Source organism: Kitasatospora sp. NPDC098652, from assembly GCF_044760155.1.
In the GTDB taxonomy this organism is placed as follows: domain Bacteria; phylum Actinomycetota; class Actinomycetes; order Streptomycetales; family Streptomycetaceae; genus Kitasatospora.
On the sequence record NZ_JBIWAQ010000026.1, the window covers coordinates 1 to 16,680 of the forward strand.

A 16,680-nucleotide genomic window follows, 5' to 3' on the forward strand; every position below is an offset into this window, starting at 1 on the left:
CAAGCCATCCAATACATGATCACCGGCACCATCCTCCTCACCGCCGTCACCCTCGACTCCCTCACCCGCCACACCCACCCACAACACCACTAACCCCGCTAACCAGAAACCAGAAGCCACCAACAACCCGCCACCCACCGAGACCGCCACCCCACCGAGACCGCGCCCAACGGGACGACAACACACCAGCCCCGCCACCCGAGACCGCAACCAACGGGACAACAACACCCCAGCCCGCCACCCCGCCACCCGAGACCGCACGCCCCCGCCCCCCGGCCGAAACCCGGACGTGCACAGAAAGTCGGCACGGCCGACGTCCCGTGCACGAGTGACTCACCCGGGCCGCCAGGCACAGCAGTGGCTTCGTTACGCGGGCGAGAAAGCCGAGCCCAGCCAGCACCGCCCACCGTGAGGGAGAAGCCCAGTGACCCTGCCCCGCCGGCGCGGACTGACCGATCAGGCCGCCGACGAGGCCATCGACTCCGCCTGCCGCCTGCTGCGGCTGCCGACCAACCGCGCGGACTTCGCCGACATCGCCGCCGGCGCGGTCAAGCCCCAGATGACCTACCGCGGCTTCCTCGCCGAACTGCTGATGGCCGAGTGCGACGACCGAGCCCGACGCCGCTCCGAGCGGCGGATCAAGGCCGCCGGTTTCCCCACGGACAAGTCCCTGCGGGCCTTCGACTTCGACGTCAACCCCAACATCGACCCCGCGACGATCCACACCCTCGCCGGCTGCGAGTGGATCGAGAAGAGCCGGCCGCTCTGCCTGATCGGAGACTCCCGCACTGGCAAGCCCCACCTGCTCGTCGCCCTGGGCACCGAGGCCGCCCATGCAGGGCTACCGCGTCCGCTGCACCCTCGCCACCAAGCTCGCGAACGAACTGGTCGAGGCCGCCGCCGAGAAGCAGCTCAACACGACCATCGCCCGCTACGGCCGCGTCGACCTGCTCTGCATCGACGAACTCGGCTACCTGGAACTCGACCGCCACGGCGCCGAACTGCTCTTCCAGGTCCTCACCGAACGCGAGGAGAAGAACAGCGTCGCCATCGCCTCCAACGAGTCCTTCGGCAAAGCGCACATGTTCCGGCGAGCCTGTGCGAAGTGACGGCGAGATTCAACGGGTTCCAGCTGGATTGCCGCGGTCGAGGAACTGGCGGACGTCTGCGGCAAGGGTGGTTAGCTGTTCGCCGCCCTCCAGCCAGGTGGTGACCGAGGCTTCCCAGGAGTCCTCCCGGGCGGTCCATGGCCGGAGAGTCCAGGTGAGGCCGACATGGCCCCCGGACCGGAAGACGGCCTGCAGGGCGAGGTGGTGGGTGCTCCAGGTGCGCTCGCCCTCCCAGCCGCGGAAGTCGGCGGCGAGCTTGTCGAGGAAGTCGGCCAGGTACTCGGGTCCCCAGACCCAGGTGATGACCGAGTCGAGCCGGGCTTGGAGGCCTTCAGTGTGCAGTTCCACCGCGAAGCCGGTCCCGTGCTCGTCGGGGAAGTAGCGGTCGGAGAACCTGACCTGGGTGGTCGGGTCGTCCTGGCAGCAGACGATGACGGCCGACGTATCGGTGAGCTCGGTGCCCTTGGCGTTCATCCGCTGGACAGTAGACGGCTTCGCGTCGGAAGTCATCGCGATTCTGCTCGACTGGGCAGGCGGGAGGCGTCGACGTGATCGGCGAGATAGATCAGGGTGGCTTGCGGGTCCATCCCGAAGGCGGCGGCCACGAGTTTGGGGTCCATGGTGTTCACCAGGTCGACGAGCCGGGTGCTGCGAATCATCCGGGGCGGGTATCCGCACTCGTCAAGGACGTGGGATAGGTGGGCAGTTGAGGCCGGGCTTCGCCAGGCCTTCGTCCCTTTGGTGACCAGCACGTGAGGGTTGGCCGTCGGCCACGCCGCACGGTGAGCGAGACAGCGGTGCAGCACCGCCAGGAGGCCGGGTCCAGAGGGACGGGGTGGGGCCGTTCGCCGAGCCGGAACGTCCGGGCCACCGGGTCGACGTGGTCGATCTGCAGCATCGGGACCTCGGAACTGGAGGCGCCATGCAGCAGGGCGAGCATGCCCAGCAGGGCCTCGTGCGGGTAAAGGTGCTCATCGGTGGTCCAGCGGAGGAAGAGTTCGCGCTGCTGGTCGAGGGCGAGAGTCCTGCCACGGAAGCCGTTCGCCTCTTTCGCGGTCAGTGTCCGGGCCGGGTCGACCAGGACGATGCGCTTGGAGCGGGCGGCGCAGCGCGCCGCCGCGGCGCTCGTGCTCCTGGGGATGCGCCGCAGCTCCCCCGACCCCGGCCAGCGGGTGAACATCGACAACGCCTACCGGCACCTGCCGCTGTCCCCGAACGAGGTAGAGGCCGTGGAAGCCTGGCTCGATGCCCGCAGGACAGCCAGCGAAGAGGCTGCATGACCGAGGTGGCCGCGCACCTCGAAGCACTCGTGGAGCCGCATGACCTGCACCCGGAGGATCGGCAGCCCGTCGGCCCCGAGCTCCTGCACAGCATCACCGAGGCCAACGCCGCTGCCGCTGCCGAGGAGACCGACGGCTGGTAGCAGGGCGCAGCAGCTGCACCGCCTACTCCGCGAAAGTCGGGGCAGCCCAGCCCGTCGGCATTGGGCGTCTTGACCGCGTAGATCATGTCGGCGGCCAGGGCCTGCTCGGCGGCGGCGGAGAGGAAGACACGCAGCGGAGCCAGCCGGTCGGTCATCGGTCGCCGCCGGCAGCGCGAAGGCGGGTGAACACGTCGGCGGCCGGAGTCCACTTACTGGCTGCCGATGGGTGCGGCGAGGGCTGGAGGTTGCCCAGGAGGAAGTAGCCGTTGTCGCCCGCGGACCCGAAGGCCCGTCAGAAATCGAGGTCGTCCTCCGGGGTGGACAGCGCGGCGAACAGGGCCGGCAGCCGCTGGTTGGCCGCGTGGACAGTGGGCTGAGCGGCGGTGACGGCGGCGAACTGGAGGGTATGGTCGACCGTCAGCCCGGACAGTTCGAGGTCCCCGGGGCAGTTGAGCTGCTCTCGAACGTCCTCCTGGCGCAGGTCGTGGCCGTCGTCGTAGCGGTAGTTCGTGAGCACGGTGATCCCTCGTTGGTGATCCGCCGCGCAGGGCGTCGGCCCTTACTCTCCGGAGGGCACGGGCTCGGGCTGCTGGGCGGTGGTCGCCTCGCTGTCCTCGGGTGTGGTCGGCTGCTGGTGCGGCACTGCGGTGCCCTGGATGATGTCGACGAAGCGGGAGTAGTGGCCCTGGAAGGCGACGGTGATGGTGGCCGTGGGGCCGCCGCGGTGCTTGGCGACGATCAGGTCGGCCTCGCCGGCGCGGGGGGATTCCTTCTCGTACGCGTATTCTCGGTGCAGGAGGATGACGAGGTCGGCGTCGTCTTCAAGGGTGCCGGAGTCGCGTAGGTCGAACAACTGCGGGCGTTTGTCGGTGCGGTGCTCGATTCCCCGGTTGAGCTGGGACAGCGCGATGATCGGGATCTCGAGTTCGCGAGCGAGGATCTTGAGGTGGCGGGAGATCTCGTTGATCTCCTCGTAGCGGCTCTCGTAGCGGACGGTGCGGACCCCTTTCGGCTCGCCGTAAACGGCGTTCGTCTCCCCGCAGTACAGCAGTCGTACTCGAAGTCCATCGACACCCCCCTGTGTCCAGGATCGCGACTCCCAGGGCGTGAGGGCCCCACGCCGCAAGTGTCGGCCCAACGTCCGGTCAACGTCATGGTGGCGGTCTGCCGCTGACACAAGGATGGTGTCGGCCGGCCCGTCAGCCGGTTGCCACAACGGTCCGACACGAGGAGAAAAGCAGATGGCTCGTCGCAAGATCACACGAATCGGTGCCGTGGCGCTGGCGGCCGCGACCCTCATCGGCGGCAGCGTCCTGGCGGCCTCGCCGGCCAGCGCGATCGGACCCGTGCAGTGCCCGGGCGGCGGCGCGGAGGCGTACGGCATCGAGCTCTGGATACACGACAGCAGCGGCTACTGGCAGCTCTGCTACGCGGGGAGCGTCGGCACGAACTACCCCGGGGTCGCCGGTGTGTACTCGGTGACCTCGCAGTGGAACAACGGCATCATCACGGCGAACGGTACCGACTACCGCCTCTACGCGGGCGGCAGCCTGAGCTTCAACAACGCCTACGTCTCCCGGGTCTCGATCGTCTGACGTCCAGCCGGGTGGCGGGCGCCCTGGCGGCGCCCGCCACCGCCGTCCTCCTGGTGAGGAGCATCTCCGCCTACTCCTCGGGACTCGGTTCGAATTCCCCGGCACGGTGGCGCCGTGACGGCCTTTCTCCGGGCTGAGAGTGACGTCGGTGGAGGTCCTTGCCGCGCCGGGGCACGTGGCGGCCGCGGTAGCGCTCGCCGATCTCGTTGAGGGTGGTGTGGGCGTCTTGGGTCGGTCGTTGGGGTTCTTGTCGAGCAGGCGGGCGACCGGGTCCCCGAACCAGACCCTGCCATCAGTCCCCCAGCGCCAGTTGCGAAGACACCGAACGGAACGGCCCCGCGCACCGCCGATGCCGAGTGGAAGCGTGCGGCCGGGTCTACGGCCGGGGCCGACGGTTGCGCCCTGCCGTGAAATTCTCCGGGTGGTAAATCCCCTTGATCCTGTACTTCCCAATGATCCAATCGGTGAAATACTCGGCGATCATGAGTGACTGGTTCCTGCAGCAAGAGCACGGCGTCCGATTCGATTGGGGCCCCACCGGTGCCCAGCAACTGGCCGAGAACGCCGCCTGCCTGGTAGTGGTCGACGTGCTGTCGTTCACGACATCGGTAACCGTCGCCGTCGAGGCAGGGGCCCAGGTCTTTCCCTATGCCTGGCGCGATGAAACGGCGTCCGCCTTTGCCGAGGCGAGGACGGCGGCGCTGGCCGTTGGGCGGCGAGCCGCCACCTCGACCTCGCCGTGGTCCCTGTCGCCGGCGGCACTGCGGCGAGCCCCGTTCACCCCACGACTCGTGCTGCCCTCACCCAACGGATCCGCCATCGCCGCGGCGGCAGGCGATTCGACGGTGGTGGCGGGCTGTCTGCGTAATGCCACAGCTGTTGGACGATGGCTGGCCCGGCACGGCTACGGGACTGCGGAACGTCCTGTGGTGGTGATCGCTTCTGGTGAGCGGTGGCCGGACGGAAGCCTGCGGCCTGCGCTGGAGGACCTGCTGGGCGCCGGGGCGATCATCGCCGAACTGGCGTCGCAAGGCGTGGGCCCGCTGTCCCCTGAGGCAGCCGTCGCCGGGGCCTGCTTCACGCAGACTTCCGATGTCAGCGCCGCCGTGGCGGCCTGTTCCTCAGGTATCGAACTGATCCGGAGCGGGTTCGCCGACGACGTGGCCGTCGCCACCGAACTCGACGCGAGCACGATCGTGCCCGTCCTCACCGACGGAGCCTTCAGCCACAGCGCCGATGCCGCGCCGCAGCCGACCCTGTGACGTTTCGGCGCTGCCTGGCAGAGGTTCGCCGGAACATGTGCGCTTTGCCGAAGGACTCGTTGGAGGCGATGGCGACGCTGTTCTTCTCCTCGCGTTCGATGAGGACTTGGAAGAGCAGTTCGGCGCCGTGGCGGTCGAGTTCCATGTAGCCGAGTTCGTCGATGCAGAGCAGGTCGACGCGGCCGTAGCGGGCGATGGTCGTGTTGAGCTGCTTCTCGTCGGCGGCCTCGACCAGTTCGTTCGCGAGCTTGGTGGCGAGGGTGCAGCGGACCCGGTAGCCCTGCAATGGCGGCCTCGGTGCCCCGGGCGATCAGCAGGTGGGGCTTGCCGGTGCCGGAGTCTCCGATCAGGCAGAGCGGCCGGCTCCTCTCGATCCACTCGCAGCCGGCGACCCGGGCCGCCCACGGCCCGGGTGCAAGGGGTGGTCAAACGGGGGGTCAAGCGGGGGCGGTGCGTCAGATCTTGCCGGAGAAGGTGTCGCACTGGGTCAGGTCGCCGCTGCGGTAGCCGGTGGTGAACCAGGCCTTGCGCTGGGCGGAGGAGCCGTGGGTCCAGGCCTCCGGGTTGATCCTGCCGGTGGCCTGCTTCTGGATCCGGTCGTCACCGACGGCCGCCGCCGCGTCCAGGCCCTGGGCGATGTCCTGGTCGGTGAGGACCGAGATCAGCGGGCGGCCGGTGGAGGGCTGCGGGGTGGTGGTGGCGTGGTGCGCCCACACCCCGGCGTAGCAGTCGGCCTGGAGTTCCAGGCGCACCGAGGCGCTGTCGGCGCCCTGGCGGTCGCCGCCGACCTTCTGCATGGTGCCCAGCAGGTTCTGCAGGTGGTGGCCGTACTCGTGGGCGACGACGTAGGACTCGGCGAACGGGCCGCCCTTGGCGCCGAAGCGGGTGGACAGTTCGTCGAAGAAGCCGAGGTCGAAGTAGGCCATCTGGTCGCCGGGGCAGTAGAACGGGCCGACCGCGGAGGTCGCCGGGCCGCAGGCGGTGGAGACCCGGTTGGTGAACAGCACCGTCTGGGCCGGTTTGTAGGCGACCTTGGTACGGCGCGGCAGCTCGGCGCTCCAGAACTCCTGGAGGCTGTTGGTGACGGCGGTGATCCGGCAGTCCTGGCGCTTGTTGGCGTCCACGCCCTTCTTGCAGGACTGGCGCACCTCGCTGTCGGTGCGCACCCCGGTGCTGGAGGAACTGCTGCTGCCGCCGCCGTCGGACAGGCCCAGCAGTTGGGGGTCGACCCCGAGAATGACCGCGAACAGCACCGCGATCAGGCCCACCGCCCCGCCGCCGATGGCGACCTTCCCGCCCGGGATGCCGCGCCGGTCGTCCACCTGTGAGGTGTCGAGGTCGCCGTCGTCGTCGAACTGCATGTGCCCCTGCCTGCCCGCTTCTGTCGATCTGTCGGTATGCCGCCGTGCCGGTACATCGGTGTGTCGGTACATCGGTGTGTCGGTGTGTCGCGTTGGTGACGTTCTGCGCCCCGTGCGGCCCGCTCAGCCTACGGGCAGCGGGCCCCGACGGACGGCAGCCTTCTCAGCCACGCGAGGGACGTCACACGGCGGCGCCGACCACACGCAGCAGTTCCAGCCGGGAGGCGCTCTCACTGCCCGCTGCGGCGGTGTGCACCAGCAGCAGCTGGTCCTGCCCGCCGGCGGCCAGCACCTCGCACTCCAGGTCCAGCTCCCCCACCACCGGGTGGCGCACCCGCTTGCGACCGCTGCGCCGCAGCGCCACCTCGTGGCGCTGCCAGTACGCGGCGAACTCCTCCCCGGTGGCGAGGAGTTCGGCGAGCAGCTCGGCCACCCGCCGATCGCCCGGGCGGGCCGCGTGCGCGGCGCGCAGTCCCGCCACGTGGGCGCGGGCCAGTTCCTCGTGGTCCTCGGGCGGGAACAGCGCGCGAGCGGCCGGGTCGGTGAACCAGCGCAGCAGCAGGTTGCGCTGCCCCGGCGCGGTGGCGTCCCCGAACACGGCGGCGGCCATCGCGTTCTGCGCCAGCACGTCCCCCAGGTCGGAGACCACCTGGGCGGGCGTGTCGTGCAGACGGTCCAGGATCAACAGCAGCCCGGGGCGCACATGCGCGAGCAGCGCGTGCCGGCGCGGCGGCTCGTGGCCGGCCAGATGGAACAGGTGGTCACGCTCGTCCTCGCTCAGGCGCAGCGCCCGGGCCAGCGCGGCCAGCAGCTGCGGCGAGGGCTGCGGGCCGCGGCGCTGCTCCAGGCGGGCGTAGTAGTCCACCGACAGGCCGGCCAGCTGCGCCACCTCCTCCCGGCGCAGCCCGGGGGTGCGGCGCCGAGCCCCGGGCGGCAGGCCGACGTCGGCGGGGGTCAGGCGGGCGCGGGAGCGGCTGAGGAAGTCGGCGAGGGCGGGGCGGTCGATCATGAGGTCCAGCATGACGGGCGCCGGGGGCGGTAGCCAGGGAGTACCGGTCCCGGGTTGCGGGCCGCTGTCCGTGGTCCGCTGGAGCCCGGCGGGCCGCGGGCCCGGAGGGATCCGAGGGGACCAGGGGGATCCGAGAGGACCGGGGGTGTGGTGGCGTCAGGTGGCTGGCGGATCCGGTGAAGAGGGCCAGGGCAATCAGGGTCTGAGCACCGCTTTCGACAGGCGCTAGGGTCGTCCCCGTGACCGAATCCCTGTCATCCCTGTCATCCGTGTCATCGCCGTCGTCCTCGTCGTACCTGAGCACGACCGCCGACGCCTACGACGCCCTGGCCGAGCGCTACGCCGACCACGTCAAGGACGGTCTGGCCCGCCAGCCGCTGGACCGCTCCTTCGTCGCCGCCTTCGCCGACCTGGTGCGCGAGGGAGCCCCCACCTCAAACCCCGGCCCCGCCCCGGCCTCGGCCCCGGCGCCGGTGGTGGCGGACCTCGGCTGCGGGCCGGGCTACCTGACGGCGGCGCTGCGGGAGCAGGGCCTGGACGCGTTCGGCGTCGACCTCTCCCCCGCCCTCGTCGCCATCGCCCGCCGCAGCCACCCCGGGCTGCGCTTCGAGGTCGGCTCCATGGGCGCGCTGGAGGCGGGTGACGGGGAACTCGCCGGCGTGGTGTCCTGGTACTCGCTGATCCACACCCCGCCCCAGCAACTGCCCTCCTACCTCGCGGAGTTCCGCCGCGTGCTGGCGCCGGGCGGGTACGCGCTGCTCGGCTTCTTCGAGTCCGAGGGCGCCCCGGTGACGGCCTTCGACCACAAGGTGACCACCGCCTACCGCTGGCCCGTCGACCACCTCGCCGCCCTCGCGCGCGAGGCCGGCCTCGCCGAGAGCGCCCGCCTGCTGCGCGAACCCGCCGAAGGCGAACGCTTCCGCCACGGCCGCCTCCTGCTGCGCGCCGTCTAGGGCCGCATCAGGCAACGTTCGCCCTGTCGACGGCCTCGCGTAGGCGTTCACCGCGGCGTGCTTGTTCCGCCGGCTGGTGTAGCGACGGATCAGGCTGCCCTGTTCCCTGTGGCCCGCGTGGACAGTGCCGTCGACAAACCGGCCCGGCACCCGAACCGGCATCATCTGCCCTTCGCGATCTCTACCGTCTCGCCGATCAGCCGAAGCTGGCGAGCACTGCGTTCCATGTCCACAGCCGTGCAGGGTACGCGGCAACCCCGGCCGCGGCAGCTCGATTACCGGCCGTACGAGGTCCGTGATCCCTGGTGCGGGCGCTCAGCCAGGGATCGGGGGTCCCTGGATCGGCGGGTCTCTGTCGGCGACGGGGGCCGGCGGGCAGGCTGGTGGATGTCGGAGAGCACAACTCCTGTGAGGGGAAGCAAGCATGACGAAGATCCTGGTGACGGGGGCGACCGGTTCGGTGGGGCGGCGCCTGGTGCCGCGCCTGGCGCGGTGGGCCGGGGCCGAGGGCGGTTCGGTGCGGGTGCTGGTGCGGGACGCGGCCAAGGCGCAGGCGCTGGGCCTGGGGCCGGACGGGGTGGAGACGGTGGTCGGGGACGTGTGCGAACCCGCCGACCGGGCGCGGGCGTTGGCGGGCGCCGACGTGGTGCTGAACGTGGCGGCCGCGCTGCGCGGGGTGCCGGACGAGCAGGCGTGGGCGGTGAACCGGGACGCGGCGATCGCGCTGGGCCGGGAGGCCGCGAAGGCGGGGGTGGCCCGGTTCGTGCACACCAGCACCAACCTGGTGTACGGGCGGGGGCTGGGCCGCCCGGCCGTGGAGGAGGACCGGCTCGCGCCCGATCCGGCGTGGGGCGTGTACGCGCAGTCCAAGGCGCAGGCCGAGGCGGGACTGCGCGAGCTGGGCGGTGAACTGCCGCTGGTGGTGGCCCGGTTGGCGTTCGTCTACGGGGAGGGCGATCCGCACCTGGCGCAGTCGCTGCACTGGGCCGCGTCCTGGCCGGCCCACCAGCGGCTGGCGGTGGTGCACCACGCGGACGTGGCGCAGGCGCTGTGGCGGGCGGTGGTGACCCCGGGGATCGAGGGCCGCACCTACAACGTGTCGGACGACGCGCCGCTGACCGCCTGGGACCTGCACATCCTCAACGGCCGTACCCACCCGGGCACTTCGGCCCCGGGGGCGGAGTTCGACCCGTGGGAGGGGCAGGTGTCGACCGCGGCTGCCCGCCGGGACCTGGGGTGGCGTCCGCTGTTCCCGTCTGCGTGGGCGGCGGCGCAGGCCGGGGCGCTGTAACACGCCCCCGCCCGGCCGCCCCCGGCACAGCCGCGCCCGCCCGGCCACCCGCGGCGCGGGCGCCTCCGGCCCGGGCCGAACAGCGGTTAGGCGCCCGGCTTCCAGTCGATGAGCTGCTGGAAGATCTTGGGGTCGCCGTCGATGGCCAGGTCCTCCATCGTGAGGCGTCCGTAGTAGAAGAGGACGATCTCGGAGGCACCGCCGCGCGCGGACGCGTGCGCGACGGTGACGGCGGCGGCGTCTTCGGCCAGGGTCTCGGCCCGGGCCCCGTCGGCGTCCAGGTGCAGGCGCCAGGAGTGGCCCTCGGTGGCGTGGTAGTCGACGACCGCGTCGGCGTGCGGCCAGGGGAAGGTCGTGGCGCAGCAGGAGAGCAGGAACTCCTCGGCGCCGTCGAGGGCGACCTCCTGGGGCAGCAGCTCGGGCGCCCCCATGGCGAGTTGGGCGTCGTAGGTGTGCACCGCGGTCTCCTGGACCCGGTGGCGGGCGACGGCCCCGGCGGTCTGCGGGGACTGCGAGTTGCCCCACCACGTCCAGCAGCCGGCCTCGGCGCCGGCGGCGCTCAGAGCATCCAGCAGGTGCCGCGTCGAGGCGGCCAGCCAGGCCACCAGGGCCTCACGTTCGCGGGGCGGAGTGAGGGCGGCGCGCGCGGCGACCGCCTCGGCGGGCGGCGCGTCGGCGGGGCCGGCGGCGACGATCGCGGCCCAGAAGCGGTCCCCGCCGCCCAGGTGCTGCGCCAGGTCGAAGAGCGTCCACTCGGGGCAGCTGGGGACGGTGGCGTCGAGGTCGGGGGCGGCGGCGATCGCGGCGCGGAAGGCGCCGGAGCGCTCGTCGATCAGACGCAGCAGGTCGGGGAGGTCCAAGGTCGTTTGCACCCCGGATGTCTATCACCGCCCCGGGGCACGGGCCAGCGATTTTGACGGCCGCACGGGCAAGCCGACAGGCAAGCGGACGGACGGGCCAAGCGGGCGAAGCGGGCAGGGCAGGCAGGCCGGAGGCCCGGCCCTCCCCCGGGAGGGGAGGGCCGGGCCGCACCTCAGCGGTCCGCCCGGCCGGCCGCGGGGGCCGCGGGAGCCGGGGCGTACCCGGCCGGCCGGGTGGTGAAGGTGCCGCGCCCCTGCGTGCGCCCGCGCAGGCGGCCCGCGTAGCCGAAGAGCTCGGCCAACGGCACGAGGGCGCTGACCTCGGCAGTGGCGCCCGGGCCTGGCCGGGTGCCCTGAACGCTGGCACGGCGGGCGGCGAGGTCCCCCAGGACGGCGCCGAGCGCGTCCTCGGGCACGGTGACGCTCACCTGCGCGAGGGGTTCGAGCAGCTGGAGGCGGGATGCGCGCAGGGCCTCGCGCAGGCCCTGGCGTGCGGCGGTACGGAAGGCGAGTTCGGAGGAGTCCTTGGGGTGGGTGAGGCCGTCGGTGAGGGTGACGGCGAGGCCGGTGACGGGGTGGCCGCCGAGCGGGCCGTCGGCGAGGGCGTCACGGCAGCCGGCCTCCACGGCCTGCACGTACTCGCGCGGCACGCGACCGCCGGTGACGGTGGAGGTGAAGGTGAAGGCGTCGTCGGCGGGGGCCACGTCCAGGACGATGTGGGCGAACTGGCCGGAGCCGCCGTCCTGTTTGACGTGCCGGTGGGTGAAACCGGTGACGCCTTCGAGCAGGGCCTCGCGCAGCGCGACGCGGGGGCGGCCGACGACGGCCTCCACGCCGGCGTCCCGGCGTACCTTCTCCACGGCGACCTCCAGGTGCAGTTCGCCCAGGCCGGACAGGGTGCGCTGGCCGCTTTCGGGGTCGGTGGCCAGGCGCAGCGAGGGGTCCTCGTCGGTGAGGCGGGCCAGGGCTGCGGTGAGCTTGTCGGTGTCGGCGGTGCGGCGGGCCTCGACGGCGACGGTGACGACGGGTTCGGCGCTCACGGGTGCCTCCAGGAGGATCGGGTGGTCGGGGTCGCACAGGGTGGTGCCGACGCGGGCGTTCTTGGGGCCGATGACGGCGACGATGTCGCCCGCCAGGGCATGGTCGGTCTCGGTGTGGCGGTCGGCCTGGACCCGCAGGATGCGGGCGATGCGCTCGGTGCGGCCCGTGGCGGCGTCGAGCAGGGTGTCGCCCTTGCGCAGGGTGCCGGCGTACAGGCGCAGGTAGGTGAGGCGGCCGGTGGGGGCGGTGGTGACCTTGAACGCCAGGGCGGTGAGGGGCTGCCCGGGGTCGGGGTGGCGCTGCTGGTCGCCGTCGGCGGCCCGCACGGGTGGGGTGTCCAGGGGCGAGGGGAGGTAGGCGAGGGCGGCGTCCAGAAGGGGTTCGATGCCGCGGTTGCGGTAGGCGGAGCCGGCCAGGACGACCACGGCCTCCCCGGTGCGGGTGAGGTCGCGCAGGGCGGTGGTGAGGGTGTCGGTGCCGAGGGCGCCCTCGGTGCAGAACTCCTCCAGGGCCCGGGGGTCGAGTTCGGCCACGGCTTCCTCCAGGGTGCGGCGGCGGGCGGCGGTTTCGGCCGCGAGGTGGTCGGGGACGGGGCCCTCGGCGAGGGTGCCGTCCGCGTCCCAGGTGAGGGCGCGAAGGCGGACGAGGTCGACGAGGCCGGTGAAGGCGTCTTCCGTGCCGATGGGCAGGTGGACGGCGAGCGGGTGGGGGTGCAGGCGTTCGCGGATGGAGGCGACGGCGGCGTCGAGGTCGGCTCCGGCGCGGTCGAGCTTGTTGACGAAGGCGATCCGGGGCACGCCGTGGCGTTCGGCCTGGCGCCACACCGACTCGCTCTGCGGCTCGACGCCGGCGACGGCGTCGAAGACCGCGACGGCGCCGTCCAGGACGCGCAGGCTGCGTTCGACCTCGTCGGCGAAGTCGACGTGGCCGGGGGTGTCGATGAGGTTGATCCGGTGCCCGGCCCAGGTGCAGCTGACGGCGGCAGCGAAGATGGTGATGCCGCGGTCGCGTTCCTGGGGGTCAAAGTCGGTGACCGTGGTGCCGTTGTGGACCTCGCCGCGCTTGTGGGTGGTGCCGGTGAGGTAGAGGATCCGCTCGGTGAGAGTGGTCTTGCCGGCGTCGACATGGGCGAGGATGCCGAGGTTGCGGACGGCGGCGATCGCGGCAGTCGTGGTGGTGCCGGCGGTGGTGGTGACAGTGGTGCTGGTGGTGGTGTCGGTGCGCATGGCCCGGTGCCTTTCGAGGCGGTGCTACGGGTGGACGCGCGATTGGCACAGTACTGCCGACAGATTCTGATGCTCCGTCAGATCACTGACGGGAGTAGGCCCTTACGGAGTTCGCGCAGGGCTGGTTCAGACGGTGGCGGCACTGTTCCGGTGCCGGCCGCGCAGCGGGCACCGGAAGGACGGGGACACCAGGATCACCTCGTACCGCGAGGCGGGAGAGGGGGCGGCGGCGCTGTGCTTCGGCATGGCCGCCCTGCCCCCTCTCCGCTTGCCGTCGTCGTCATGGTCGACCGCGCACTCGGGGCGCGGCCGCGGGGCGAGTCTAGGGAGGACGGGCTCGCGTCGGCGAGGGGTTTTACGGTGCGCGGAAGCGCAGCACCGCTTCCGACCAGTTCTCGCGGCCGGCGACTCCGGCGTCCAGGGCGGCGCCGATGGCGCGTTCCTCGTAGGCGAAGTGGGACTCCATGATGGCGGCCAGGCCGTCGAGTTCGCGCCCGATGGCCTCCAGGTCCGCAGCCCGCCGCGCGCCGGGCTGTGTGCTGGGCTGTGCGTCGAGCTGTGCGCCGGGCTGTGCGCCGGCCCCCGCGCCGGGTCCGTCCGCGACCCGGACGGCCTGTTCGGCGAGGTCGCGGACCCGGGCGAGGATGTGGGTGATGAACCCGTGGTCCTCGACGAGCTTGGCGACAGTGGGCGCGAGGTCCGGCCGCTCGCGCACCAGGGCCTTGAACAGGCCCTGGTCCTCGCCCTGGTGATGGTTGGTCAGGGCCGAACAGAAGGCGAGGCAGTGGGCGCCCAGGGAGTCGTCGGGCAGGGTCCGGCGGCCCAGGCCCGCGCGGAGGTTGGCCAGGCGGCGGCGCAATTCGTTGTGCGCCTGGGAGAGTTGGAGACTGAGCGCGGCCGTTCGGCCGTGCGGGTACGGGGAGGCCACGAGCGGGCGGTCCCTTCGGTCGCGCACCTCCATGCCTGGCGCGGTCCGCCACCGACACGCGATGCTGCCCGCCATCCGATCACGTGCCACGGCGCCGCGGCAAGCCCGTCCCCGCCGGTGCCGTGGGATCGGCGGGGGCGGCAGGGTCGGCAGGGACAGCGCGGGTGCCCGCCGCGGCAGGCACAGCAGGCGCGGCCACGTCCGGTACGGCCGCGCGGGCGCGGGGGCGCCCGAGCAGGATCCCGGCGGCCACCAGCACCAGCCCCGCCCCCTGGCGCGGCCCCAGCGCATCGCCGTCCAGCGCGGTGCCCAGCAGCACCCCGGCCAGCGGGTTGAGCAGTCCGAGCAGGCCGACGGTACCGGCCGGCAGGTGCCGCAGCCCCGCGAACCAGCAGGCGAAGGCCAGCGCCGTGGCCACCAGGGTGACATAGCCGAAGGCCAGCAGGGTACGGCCCGCAAGCGGCGGCGGGGCACCCTCGGCGAGGACGGCCGGCGGGAGCAGCAGCAGGCCGCCGGCGGTCAGCTGCCAGGCGGTGGCGGCCAGCGGGTCGGCGCCCTCGCGCCAGCGGGCGGCCAGGACGTACCCGACGGAGGAGACCAGCATCGCGCCCGCCGAGGCCGCCAGTCCCCTGCCGTCGGGCACCCCGGCGCCGCCGAGGACGGTGAGCGCCACCCCGCCCAGGCCGATCACCGCCCCGGCCAGGTGGGCGCGGTGCGGGTGCTGGCCGGCCAGCACCCAGGCGGTGAGCAGCATGGCCAGCGGGGAGGCGGCCATGACGGTGGCTGCGGTGCTGGTGGGCAGCAGCTGGGAGGCGAGGTAGAGCAGGACGAAGAAGACGGCGGTGTTGAGCAGGCCGAGCAGGGCGCTGCGCCACCACCAGGGGCCGTGGGGGCGGCGGCGGGCGACGGCGAGCAGCAGCAGTCCGGCGGGCAGGGCGCGCAGGGCGGCGCCCCACAGGGGGTGGTCGGCGGGCAGGTAGGCGTGGGTGACCCAGTAGTTGGCGCCCCAGGCGAGGGGGGCGAGGGCGGTCAGCAGGACCCACCGGGCATTGGCTTCCATGGAAGACAATATAGCTTCCCTGGAAGCTACCAGGCTAGAATGGGCCCCATGGACCCCACGGACCACCACCAGCAGCAGCACGCTCACCGGCCGGACGCCGCCCCCGCCGACCACGTCGCGCTCATCCAGGCCGAGTGGCACCGCGAACGCCCCGACCTGGACGTCTCCCCGCTGGCCGTGATCGGGCGCCTGCACCGCCTCGCCGACCGCCTCACCGCCGAACTCACCCTCGTCTACCAGCGCTACGGCCTGAGCGAGGGCGAGTTCGACGTGCTCGCCGCGCTGCGCCGCGCCGGCGCCCCCTACGAGCGCGCCCCCGGCGAGCTCGCCGCCCACACCATGGTCACCACCGGCGCGATGACCAAGCGGATCGACCGCCTGGAACGCGCCGGCCTGGTCACCCGCCGCCCCGCCGAGGACGACCGGCGCGGGCGCGTGGTCGCCCTCACCGACGCCGGGGTGCGCCTGATCGACGAGGCGTTCACCGCCCACCTGCGCAACGAGCACCGCCTGCTCGCCCACCTCGCCCCCGAGGAGGCCGCCGCCCTCCAGGCCCTGCTCACCGCCTGGCACCGCCGCCTGGACGCCCCCGGGACGCCGGGCCCCGGGGGCCCGGGCCGCGCCGCGGCCACTCCCACCGCCGCCGGTACCGCCACCGGCAAAGGCCCCGCCACCGCCACCGCCACCGCCACCGCCACCGCCACCGCCACCGGCAACGGCCCCGGCACGGGCCCTGACCGCGCAGAATGTGACGCATGAGCACCCCTCCCCCACCCGGCCCCGACCCCGACCCCGACCCCGGCCGCCCTGACGAGTCCTCACCGCCGCCGGGCTGGGAGAACCCGGCCGTGCGGGCCGACCGCCGCCTGGTCGAACTGCTCCAGGAACTGCGGGTGTTGCAGACCGGCGTCCAGATCGTCTTCGCGTTCCTGCTCGGCGTCGCCTTCACCCCGCGCTTCGCCGAACTCTCCGACGCCCAGCAGGACATCTACGTCACCACCCTGCTGCTGGCCGTCATCGCCGCCGCCACCCTGGCCACCCCCGTCGCCCTGCACCGCGGCCTCTACCGCCACCCCGGCAAGGCCCGCATCGTCGACGTCTCCGCCCGCATCGCCCAGTACGGCCTGCTGCTGCTCGCCAGCGCCCTGACCGGCGCCGTGCTGCTGGTCCTGGATGTCGTCCTCGGCCCCGCGCCGGCCGTGGCCATTTCCGCCGTCATCGCGCTGATCTTCGCCACCCTCTGGTTCGCCCTGCCCTGGGCGTTGCGCCGCGCCACCAGCCGCGAGCGGCCCTGAGGGGCCCTGAGGGGCCCTGACGGCCTCACCCGGGCCGCCCCGGCCCCGCTGGCCGTCGGACCTCCCGTCGGCCGCCGACCCCGTTGGCCGCCGCCCGCGCTCCCGTAACGGACCCGGGCGGGCGGGCGGCGGCACCGGGACCAGACCGTGGGCCGGCTTCCGGACGCCGGGGGCCTGGCCGCGAGGCGCCGCTCACCGCGCGCCCCGCCTTCCCCACCCCACAGAGCCCACCGGCGCCCGAAACCGATTACCGGTCTCCTCTAATGT

General features: G+C 72.9%; 16 protein-coding genes and 5 pseudogenes. 8 read left to right on the forward strand and 13 right to left on the reverse strand.

The features are described from left to right. Positions 1-424: 424 nt before the first annotated feature. Positions 425-1,103: pseudogene (locus tag ACIQWA_RS35440) on the forward strand (ATP-binding protein); the annotation flags it as partial. A 15-nt stretch (positions 1,104-1,118) separates the two neighbouring features. Here the strand turns inward: ACIQWA_RS35440 and ACIQWA_RS35445 are convergent. The 3 genes from ACIQWA_RS35445 to ACIQWA_RS35455 are packed head-to-tail and all read right to left on the reverse strand — an operon-like array spanning position 1,119 to position 2,289. Continuing rightward, on the reverse strand, positions 1,119-1,619 hold the full coding sequence (locus tag ACIQWA_RS35445) for a DUF6228 family protein (RefSeq protein WP_402489772.1): 501 nt from the start codon (positions 1,617-1,619) through the stop codon (positions 1,119-1,121). Next, a complete protein-coding gene (locus tag ACIQWA_RS35450) occupies positions 1,616-1,768 on the reverse strand; it encodes a hypothetical protein (protein WP_402489775.1) in 153 nt (50 codons plus the stop codon). The genes ACIQWA_RS35445 and ACIQWA_RS35450 overlap by 4 nt, the downstream gene beginning before the upstream one ends. Beyond that, positions 1,765-2,289, reverse strand: coding sequence for a hypothetical protein (locus ACIQWA_RS35455; protein WP_402489778.1), 525 nt, complete (start codon positions 2,287-2,289; stop codon positions 1,765-1,767). The genes ACIQWA_RS35450 and ACIQWA_RS35455 overlap by 4 nt, the downstream gene beginning before the upstream one ends. Before the next feature lie 96 nt (positions 2,290-2,385). On the opposite strand from ACIQWA_RS35455, the gene ACIQWA_RS35460 reads away from it, so the two are divergent. Next, a complete protein-coding gene (locus ACIQWA_RS35460; protein WP_402489781.1) occupies positions 2,386-2,532 on the forward strand; it encodes a hypothetical protein in 147 nt (48 codons plus the stop codon). A gap of 292 nt (positions 2,533-2,824) precedes the next feature. On the opposite strand, the gene ACIQWA_RS35465 is transcribed toward ACIQWA_RS35460, so the two are convergent. Both ACIQWA_RS35465 and ACIQWA_RS35470 read right to left on the reverse strand, forming a co-directional pair. After that, complete coding sequence (locus ACIQWA_RS35465) at positions 2,825-3,049, reverse strand: hypothetical protein (RefSeq protein WP_402489783.1); 225 nt, start codon at positions 3,047-3,049, stop codon at positions 2,825-2,827. Between the two features lie 135 nt (positions 3,050-3,184). Next, positions 3,185-3,523, reverse strand: a pseudogene (locus tag ACIQWA_RS35470) (DnaB-like helicase C-terminal domain-containing protein); the annotation flags it as partial. Positions 3,524-3,773: 250 nt separating this feature from the next. Between ACIQWA_RS35470 and ACIQWA_RS35475 the strand changes: the two are divergent. Then, positions 3,774-4,127, forward strand: a complete 354-nt coding sequence (locus tag ACIQWA_RS35475; protein ID WP_402489786.1) for a hypothetical protein — start codon at positions 3,774-3,776, stop codon at positions 4,125-4,127. 434 nt (positions 4,128-4,561) lie between these two features. Further along, entirely contained in the window at positions 4,562-5,389 is an 828-nt protein-coding gene (locus ACIQWA_RS35480) for a 2-phosphosulfolactate phosphatase (protein WP_402489789.1), read from the forward strand. A 49-nt stretch (positions 5,390-5,438) separates the two neighbouring features. Here the strand turns inward: ACIQWA_RS35480 and ACIQWA_RS35485 are convergent. From ACIQWA_RS35485 to ACIQWA_RS35495, 3 genes and pseudogenes are all read right to left on the reverse strand, one after another. Continuing rightward, a pseudogene (locus ACIQWA_RS35485) lies at positions 5,439-5,757 on the reverse strand (ATP-binding protein); the annotation flags it as partial. Between the two features lie 87 nt (positions 5,758-5,844). Then, a complete protein-coding gene (locus ACIQWA_RS35490; RefSeq protein WP_402489792.1) occupies positions 5,845-6,750 on the reverse strand; it encodes a neutral zinc metallopeptidase in 906 nt (301 codons plus the stop codon). 181 nt (positions 6,751-6,931) lie between these two features. Beyond that, complete coding sequence (locus tag ACIQWA_RS35495) at positions 6,932-7,756, reverse strand: helix-turn-helix transcriptional regulator (RefSeq protein ID WP_402489892.1); 825 nt, start codon at positions 7,754-7,756, stop codon at positions 6,932-6,934. A gap of 272 nt (positions 7,757-8,028) precedes the next feature. Between ACIQWA_RS35495 and ACIQWA_RS35500 the strand changes: the two genes are divergently transcribed. Then, positions 8,029-8,712, forward strand: a complete 684-nt coding sequence (locus tag ACIQWA_RS35500; RefSeq protein WP_402489795.1) for a class I SAM-dependent methyltransferase — start codon at positions 8,029-8,031, stop codon at positions 8,710-8,712. Between the two features lie 7 nt (positions 8,713-8,719). Here ACIQWA_RS35500 and ACIQWA_RS35505 read toward each other — a convergent pair. After that, a pseudogene (locus ACIQWA_RS35505) lies at positions 8,720-8,847 on the reverse strand (transposase); the annotation flags it as partial. A 289-nt stretch (positions 8,848-9,136) separates the two neighbouring features. On the opposite strand from ACIQWA_RS35505, the gene ACIQWA_RS35510 reads away from it, so the two are divergent. Further along, the gene (locus tag ACIQWA_RS35510; protein ID WP_402489797.1) at positions 9,137-10,003 is read left to right on the forward strand and encodes an NAD-dependent epimerase/dehydratase family protein; all 867 of its coding nucleotides are present in this window, start codon (positions 9,137-9,139) and stop codon (positions 10,001-10,003) included. An 86-nt stretch (positions 10,004-10,089) separates the two neighbouring features. Here ACIQWA_RS35510 and ACIQWA_RS35515 read toward each other — a convergent pair whose 3' ends face one another. From ACIQWA_RS35515 to ACIQWA_RS35530, 4 genes are all read right to left on the reverse strand, one after another. Beyond that, positions 10,090-10,875, reverse strand: coding sequence for a maleylpyruvate isomerase family mycothiol-dependent enzyme (locus ACIQWA_RS35515; protein ID WP_402489800.1), 786 nt, complete (start codon positions 10,873-10,875; stop codon positions 10,090-10,092). A 161-nt stretch (positions 10,876-11,036) separates the two neighbouring features. Further along, a complete protein-coding gene (gene fusA, locus ACIQWA_RS35520) occupies positions 11,037-13,130 on the reverse strand; it encodes an elongation factor G (protein ID WP_402489803.1) in 2,094 nt (697 codons plus the stop codon). Between the two features lie 355 nt (positions 13,131-13,485). Then, entirely contained in the window at positions 13,486-14,085 is a 600-nt protein-coding gene (locus ACIQWA_RS35525) for a hemerythrin domain-containing protein (protein ID WP_402489806.1), read from the reverse strand. 52 nt (positions 14,086-14,137) lie between these two features. Beyond that, positions 14,138-15,118 (reverse strand): DMT family transporter, encoded by a 981-nt coding sequence (locus ACIQWA_RS35530; protein WP_402489809.1) that lies wholly within the window; start codon positions 15,116-15,118, stop codon positions 14,138-14,140. A gap of 48 nt (positions 15,119-15,166) precedes the next feature. On the opposite strand from ACIQWA_RS35530, the pseudogene ACIQWA_RS35535 reads away from it, so the two are divergent. Beyond that, positions 15,167-15,715: pseudogene (locus tag ACIQWA_RS35535) on the forward strand (MarR family winged helix-turn-helix transcriptional regulator); the annotation flags it as partial. 158 nt (positions 15,716-15,873) lie between these two features. Continuing rightward, positions 15,874-16,413, forward strand: coding sequence for a DUF6328 family protein (locus ACIQWA_RS35540; protein ID WP_402489812.1), 540 nt, complete (start codon positions 15,874-15,876; stop codon positions 16,411-16,413). Positions 16,414-16,680: the final 267 nt, after the last annotated feature.